7 protein-coding genes and 2 pseudogenes are annotated in these 6,502 nt (G+C 60.2%); 5 read left to right on the top strand and 4 right to left on the bottom strand.

Features of this window, described 5'->3' with window-relative positions:
- From NKH91_RS32185 to NKH91_RS32175, 3 genes and pseudogenes are all read left to right on the top strand, one after another.
- Positions 1-168 (top strand): annotated as a pseudogene (locus tag NKH91_RS32185) (NADP oxidoreductase coenzyme); the annotation flags it as partial.
- A gap of 3 nt (positions 169-171) precedes the next feature.
- Entirely contained in the window at positions 172-675 is a 504-nt protein-coding gene (locus NKH91_RS32180) for an SRPBCC domain-containing protein (protein ID WP_352547369.1), read from the top strand.
- A gap of 164 nt (positions 676-839) precedes the next feature.
- Positions 840-1,652 (top strand): SDR family NAD(P)-dependent oxidoreductase, encoded by an 813-nt coding sequence (locus NKH91_RS32175; RefSeq protein WP_352885603.1) that lies wholly within the window; start codon positions 840-842, stop codon positions 1,650-1,652.
- A 106-nt stretch (positions 1,653-1,758) separates the two neighbouring features.
- Here NKH91_RS32175 and NKH91_RS32170 read toward each other — a convergent pair.
- From NKH91_RS32170 to NKH91_RS32160, 3 genes and pseudogenes are all read right to left on the bottom strand, one after another.
- Positions 1,759-1,884: pseudogene (locus tag NKH91_RS32170) on the bottom strand (LysR family transcriptional regulator); the annotation flags it as partial.
- Between the two features lie 1,143 nt (positions 1,885-3,027).
- Entirely contained in the window at positions 3,028-3,540 is a 513-nt protein-coding gene (locus NKH91_RS32165) for an OmpA family protein (protein ID WP_352482338.1), read from the bottom strand.
- 10 nt (positions 3,541-3,550) lie between these two features.
- Complete coding sequence (locus NKH91_RS32160) at positions 3,551-4,210, bottom strand: L,D-transpeptidase (RefSeq protein WP_352482339.1); 660 nt, start codon at positions 4,208-4,210, stop codon at positions 3,551-3,553.
- Between the two features lie 264 nt (positions 4,211-4,474).
- Between NKH91_RS32160 and NKH91_RS32155 the strand changes: the two genes are divergently transcribed.
- Positions 4,475-5,605: an aminopeptidase gene (locus tag NKH91_RS32155; RefSeq protein WP_352885604.1), complete on the top strand. Its 1,131-nt coding sequence runs from the start codon at positions 4,475-4,477 to the stop codon at positions 5,603-5,605.
- Positions 5,606-5,764: 159 nt separating this feature from the next.
- Here NKH91_RS32155 and NKH91_RS32150 read toward each other — a convergent pair whose 3' ends face one another.
- Entirely contained in the window at positions 5,765-5,998 is a 234-nt protein-coding gene (locus tag NKH91_RS32150) for a hypothetical protein (RefSeq protein ID WP_023716496.1), read from the bottom strand.
- A gap of 407 nt (positions 5,999-6,405) precedes the next feature.
- Here NKH91_RS32150 and NKH91_RS32145 point away from each other — a divergent pair.
- Positions 6,406-6,502, top strand: a 97-nt coding sequence (locus NKH91_RS32145) for an NAD(P)-binding domain-containing protein (protein ID WP_352884808.1), incomplete at its 3' end; no start/stop codon positions are given.

Raw genomic sequence — 6,502 nt, 5'->3', positions numbered from 1 at the left:
TCGAGCGACGACGAGGACGCGACCGCTCCGGTGGCGGCCTTGGCCAAACAACTCGGGTTCGCACCCGTCAAGCTGGGAAAGCTCAACGAGGGTGGCGCGCTGGTGCACGCACGCGGCCGCACTTGGGGCCAGCTCATCTTCCAGGATTTGTTCAAGAAGGAGCAGTAATCGATGTATGATCATGTGATTTGGCCCGAGCGATATGATCCGAAAACGTCGGCCATCTACGCACTCAACGACATTGACGTGAAGGCGCCGGCTGAAGTGGTCTGGAAGCTGCTCGTTGATGCCGAGAATTGGTCGAGCTACTTTCCCGCCGAAGATCAGGTCAAGATCTTGACCGGCAAGCCGGAACTGGCGCTTCAAACCAGATACAGCCGGGTGACGGTTGGCTTTCCGATGAGTCTGGTCGTGACGGAGTGTGAACCCTTCCGCAGGCTCGCGTGGGCGACGACGGTCGATGGCGACGAGACCGGCTCGAGCGCGTACCATGGCTGGGTCATCACTCCTACGGTCGATGGCTGCCATGTGCTGACCGAAGAAACGCAGCAGGGCCCTTGGTTCCTTGAGGAACTCGGGCGCAAGCATCCCGGTGCACTCTACCGCTATCACCAGGAATGGGTCGAAAGCCTCGCCCGCGCTGCGGAGGCGGAAGTGGCAAGCAGGGCAAGTTGAATGGGCTTGTCTTGAGGCCTGGCCGGTTGCTTGGGCCGCAACGCTTTCGACCGAACAGTACTGGGCCTGCCTTCGTCCCGAATATTGTCGGTACTCAACAGACGACGGGCGCTTCCAGCCTGGATCGGCGGATGATCACCCACCTACCATTGGAGATAAATGACATGAATATTGAACTCAGGGGCCGCAAGGCGATTGTCACCGGATCCACCGCCGGAATCGGCCGCGCGACGGCGGAGGGGTTTGCCCGTGCCGGTGCATCGGTCGTCGTCAACGGCCGTGGGAATACCCGGGTCGACGAGGCGGTGAGGCAGATGCGGCAGGCCTTTCCCGGAAGCGACATCTCGGGCATCGCCGCCGATCTTGCGACAGCGGAGGGTGCCCAGGCCTTGATCGCGCAGGCGCCGGACGCCGATATCCTTGTGAACAATGTTGGTACGGCTCACATCCGGAGCTACAGTGGCGTCGAGGACATCGCGAAGATCCCCGACGAGGACTGGCTTGGCCTCTTCCAGTTGAACGTAATGAGTGGCGTGCGCGTGACCCGTCATTATCTGCCGCGGATGGTGGCGAAAGGCTGGGGCCGCGTCGTGTTTGTAAGTAGCGAGTCCGCAGTCAACATCCCTAAGGAAATGCTCGACTACGGCATGACCAAGACCGCTCAACTCGCGGTCTCGCGCGGGCTCGCCGAGGCGGTCGCGGGCACGGGTGTCACAATCAACGCCGTCCTGCCGGGACCTACCCGCTCTGAGATCCTGGGCGACTTCATGGCGAAGCAGGCTGACGCAAACGGAATCACGCAGCAGGAGGCCGAACAGGGCTTCTTGAAGGCGATGCGTCCGACCACCCTCATCCAACGCTTCGCGACCACCGATGAGGTGGCCAACATGATCATCTACACATGCTCGGAGCAGGCTTCGGCGACAACCGGCGCGGCTTTGCGGGTGGATGGCGGCGTGGTCCGCTTCGTCGCGTAGCTGCCGAGACGGTTATGGCGCTAATGGCGCCGACCAGCGGACGGTCGACACCTGCGGCTGAGTTTCCCCTGCCCGGTGTCTTCAGGCCAAATGCTGGCCGTGACCTTCACCTGTTTCTCGACACACCCTGCAACAGGTCGAGGAAGGCGCGCACAGCGGGATTGGCGCGCCGGCTTTCCGGCCAGACCGCCGTGATATTGTGCCGCTCGACCGCATGGTTGGAAAGCACCGGCTCCGAAGCATCGACCAGGATCAGCGGCAGATTATAGTGCTGGCGAAACATCTCCACGAACTGATCGCGCGCTAACTTCTTCGAGCAGCGCGCGACCGAAGATTTGAAGGCCACAAAGTCGCGAAGGTTGGGGTAGGCCCGACGGGGTATGGGCGCCGTTCGAAGAGCGGGGAGACGCCCGACAGAGCGGCAGATCTGTCGGTCGCCTAGAATCTATCGACTGCTATCGATGGCCTAGGATTCGCTCGAGTGTCCTCTGCTATCCGATATTACTCCACAGCACTCCCCTCCGTTCGCGCAGCCAGAGTGGGCGTTTGTGTTCACTCCATCGCTTTCGTTCGCCGACATAGAGTTGCCCGCTTCCGCAGCGTCAGAGCCGATTCTCTACATGTAAAAGCTGTACCTTGGAGCGATCTCCTGCCCGTCTCCGAGGTACTTCAGCACCTGCCCCACCTGTCTTGCCGTCGCAATAGTAATCGGCATTCCGTTGTCGAACTGAGTGTTGTTCCAATTCATCTTGGTCAAAGCCAGGGTCTCGTACGCGATATGCTGCAGTGGTTGACCGAGGACCTGACATCGCAGTATCAGCGGCCGCGGCACATACATTCCGGGATATGTGCGGAAGAAGTCGACGCTGCCGCGCGTGTAAAGGTGCGGAAATCGACGCCTCAGTTCGACTTTCTTCTGACCGCTTACAATCTTGGTAGCGTACTCTGGCTTGACGCTCAGAACGAAGTCGTGGCGGAAAGGTCAAGGTTGTTCATTCAGTGACGATCGCAAAATTTCCCACGATCGGGCATTATCCTACGCGAAACAAATTGTGAACCGCTGATTGATCCAAATCGGCGACGGAGGTCACCGAGCGATCTGCTTCCGATATTGCGGTTCGCAAGCCCGCAGGAAACGCCGAAGCAACAGGCGTCACACTCGCCTGTCTGTAACCCAAAGGCCGTAGTGTGGCAGAGCAATGGCTCTTGGGATCATCACAAAAGAAAGGACGCTTGGCTGCCGCTGTTGCAGTTGTGGGAACAACCGCTTTCAAGTCGAGGCAGAGTTTGGGTTAACGACTGAGATGAGGCGCAAAGCAGCCATGCCGCCGTCGCGTGTGAGACTCTGCTTCGGGTCACAAGCAAAACAGCAGCCCTATGGCTCGTCCCTCACATCGCGCAAATTAGACACAACCCGGCGGTTCTGCGACCTGCAGGCGTTGTCGGGGCACTCGCGGACGAGCCTGTCCTTGCCGTAGCCCTTGGCCCACATGCGGTTGCGGTCTATGCCGCCGGCGGCGAGGTAGTCCATCACCGCATCGGCGCGCTGCTGCGACAGCGCCGTTTCACTTGCGCCGGGATCGTCGGCGAAACCCTGTAGCTTGAGCAGCCAGCGCGGATGCTTTGCTAACCAGGCGATCTGGGTGTCGAGGGTGGCCTTGGCGACAGAATCGAGCGCGGCCGAACCTTGCGTGAAATAGGTGCGGCGGCCGACATTGAGGATAAAATCCTCCTCGCTGCCCGGCTGCACGTTCTGGAAGCCGGCAACCTCGGTGTTGGTGACGTCGGGCGTGGAAGGGGCCAGCGTGTTGCTGGTCGAGCAGGATGCGACCAGCACCAGCAGGCCGGCGGCGAGCAGCCGGCGCGTGTTTTCAATCGTGCGGTTCATGAGGCGCCAATCATTCGACAGTGGTGGAAGCGGGCGCCTGGTCGGCGATGTGCGGCAGGACCTGCACCGCGGTGCCGATCGGGCAGCGCTGGTAGAGGTCGATGATGTCTTCCGGGAACATACGGATGCAGCCGCTGGAAGCGTCGGTGCCGATGCTCCATGGCTCCAGCGTGCCATGCAGGCGGTAGCCGGTGTCGGCGCCGTCGCGGTGCAAATAGAGCGCGCGCGGCCCGAGCGGATTGTTGGACGCGCCGCCTGCGACCATGGGTGGTAGGTCCGGCTTGCGCTTACGCATTTCGGGGGGCGGGACCCATTGCGGCCACAGCGCGCGGCGGTCGATCGTCGCGCGGCCGTACCATTTGAAGCCGTCCTTGCCGACGCCGACGCCGTAGCGGATGGCGGTCTTGTTTTCCATGATGACGTAGAGGAAGTGGTGGCGGGTATCGACCACGACGGTGCCGACCGGCTCGCTGCTGAAATACTTGACGATCTGGCGATGCCATCTCTTGTCGATCTTGGCGAAGTTGGTCTTGCGATAGACAAAATTGTTGTCGCTGGCGGTACCGGCGAAAAAGGATTTTGCCGCCGCGGCTTGAGCAATATTGCTGGTTGCACCCACAGCGACCAGCGCCAGGCCACCGAGCACGACACCCCTGCGTGATAAAACCATCGGCAATATTCCCCCATGCCTAAAGCCTGGCGGACCATAGTTGAGAATTATTTCGCCTCAAAGTGGAAAATGCTGCGTTGCTTAAGTCGGCCGTGTCCGGACATTCGGCAATTTGGCGGCGAGTGACCGAATTGTGACTATCTTGCCGAGGACGAACGTCTAACCTAAACCCCCTCCAGGACCTTACCAAATTGGCGCGACTGTTTGGGACCGGGCGTAGTTGCGACATTTGCCCTATCCGGAAGTGTGAGCGATGCCGTGGGCATGATGCATGCTTCTCGTTCGGTTGCTGCGATGATCGTGATGTCCGGCGTGGCAGGTTGCACCAGCATTTCCTACTACGCACAATCCTTGAAGGGTCACGTGGAGATCATGGCGGCGCGCCAGGATGTCGGAGAGCTGATCGACAATCCTTCGACCCCTGGGACATTGCGCGCTCGAATGGCATCGGCGAGCGCCATCCGACAGTTTGCGATAGATGAACTAGCGCTGCCGGACAACAACAGCTACCGCAGCTATGTTGACGTTGGTCGAGACGCGGTGACATGGGCCATCTTTGCAGCGCCGGAATTCTCGCTGACGCCACGAACATGGTGCTTTCCGGTGTTCGGATGCGTACCGTACCGAGGGTACTTCTCCAAAAGGTCTGCGATTGAAACCGCTGTCGAACTTCAGAGACAGGGCCTGGACATCTATGTGACGGGCATCACTGCATATTCCACGCTCGGCTGGTCAAGTGACCCGCTGCTAAGCACCATGCTCAGCCAAGATGAAACGTATCTTGCAGGGCTGGTATTCCACGAACTCGCTCACCAGCGCGTCTACGTGCATGACGATTCCTCGTTCAACGAAGCGTTCGCTGTCGCTGTCGAAACAACGGGTGTGAGAAAATGGCTGCGCGCGACCGGCGATACTGCCGGATTGCGCCGTTACGAAGCCGACCGGAGGCGCAGAGCTGAATTTCTTGTGCTGGTGTCGCAGACCCGGGACGAGCTAAGGCATGTCTATGACGACGATGTTACTTCTGAGCAGAAGTGGGCCGCGAAGAAGGCCGCGATCGAACGGCTGAGGACGCGATACCGACAGATGCGCGACAGGCGCTGGGGTGGATACCGTGGATATGACGCCTGGTTCGATGCTCCGATCAACAACGCAAAGCTCGCCGCGACTTCCGTCTACAGCGATCGGGTGACTGCGTTTCTCCGCTTATTCGATTTGTGTTCGGGCGACTATCCACGGTTCTTCGCGTCGGTTCGACGGATAGGAGCGTTAGACAAATCTGACCGCGCCGAAGCGCTCGAGGCGGCAGATACATGCGATTGGGCCGGTCAAATCCGAAGGCCAGAAGCGGCGAATCGGTCGCTGATGTACTCGGCAGCCAGCGCAGGTGATTGAATTGACCATTTGTCGGCCGATTTCCTAGGTACTTTGACGTCGGCGGGGCCAGAAGACGCATGTCGGCCTACAGAAGCCAAAAGCGGACTTGCCTGAACTCCCCGAGGGGTCCTGGACCACAATGATTGCCGGCGGGCTGTGGCGCCTCAGTGTGCGCCCCTACGAGGCCGAAAACCTCACGCTCACGCCGCGCTGCCGAAAATAAGCCTGCATCAGCTTGCGGCCCGAACGGTTGTTCTGTGCCAGCCTTGCCGGATCGAACACCGCCTGTTCTATCCCCTCTCGCGTCAGCGCTGCTTTGAGCGCCGCGATATGTGCGTCGATGTCGGCATTGTTCGCCCGGAGCGATGCATAGATGCTGTCGGTCGCCTCGGCCACGGTCGGCTCGCTCACGGGTGTACTCCTTTGGCTATTCGGGCGGCGGCTTAGCACAGATCAGCGGCTTCGCCGATACCGACAAGACGGCTAGATGGGCGGCAACAGTGTTCCTTGGGGTCGGTTGTGAGTCATAGGTTCCGCCTGAGTCGGAGATCGCAAGCCATGTCGACATGAACGAGTGAGGAGGATTGGACGCACACGTTCGAGTATCCGGGCTTGCCTGCCGCGCGGCTGACCGTCCGGCCGCGCGGAAGTCGTTCACGGCAGGACGTCTACGCGTCAATTCAGGAATTCGAACCGATGACGCGCATCGCTTGGGGTGGCAGTCCGAAGATCTCGCGAAGGTCGCCATGCAGCGAAACGGATAACCCAGCGCCGTTGAGGGCCGGGGAATCAAGACCAACACGGATCGGAGAAGTATTATGAGCTATGCGATTGTAGGATTCGGTGCGGTAGGCCAGGCCCTCGCCCACGCCTTCGCCCGTAAAAACATCGACGTGACCGTCGCGAGCCGCCGGC

Source organism: Mesorhizobium sp. M0894 (assembly GCF_040319725.1).
Lineage (GTDB): Bacteria > Pseudomonadota > Alphaproteobacteria > Rhizobiales > Rhizobiaceae > Mesorhizobium.
Note: the sequence above shows the minus strand (reverse complement) of the source record. Positions and strands in the feature narration are given on the sequence as shown.